The sequence below is a fragment of the Paracoccus sp. 22332 genome (assembly GCF_052045125.1).
Taxonomy (GTDB): domain Bacteria; phylum Pseudomonadota; class Alphaproteobacteria; order Rhodobacterales; family Rhodobacteraceae; genus Paracoccus; species Paracoccus haematequi_A.
In genome coordinates, this window is the sequence record NZ_JBQEOI010000149.1 from 1 (window position 1) to 353 (window position 353).

General features: G+C 72.2%; 1 protein-coding gene. It reads left to right on the forward strand.

The features are described from left to right. Window positions 1–13: 13 nt before the first annotated feature. Window positions 14–353: hypothetical protein (locus ACTJI6_RS24280; RefSeq protein WP_440804367.1), on the forward strand; the 340-nt coding region annotated here is incomplete at its 3' end.

Sequence of the window (353 nt, forward strand, 5' to 3'; positions counted from 1 at the left end):
TGTGGAGACACCCATGAAGCCCCTCATCCTTGCCGCCGCCCTCGCCCTGCCCGCCGCCCTCGCCCAGGCCGAGCCGTATCTGGCCCGCTGCCAGATGGGCGAATGCATCCATTACGACCAGACCGATCGCCAGGTCGTCGGCCAGGGCAGCACCGCCGTGCCGGGCGATCTGGTGCTGGTCACCCTGCGCGAGGCGGTCTCGGCCGCTCCCGACACCCCGGCCGACAGCCTGGATTGGGGCGAACCCTCGCCCGTGCAGGTGTTCTGCAGCGGCACGCGCCCGGCCTTCATGGCGGGCGACGCCAGCTATACCGCGCTCGACCTGGTCACCCCGGCGGGCGCCACCACGCTGA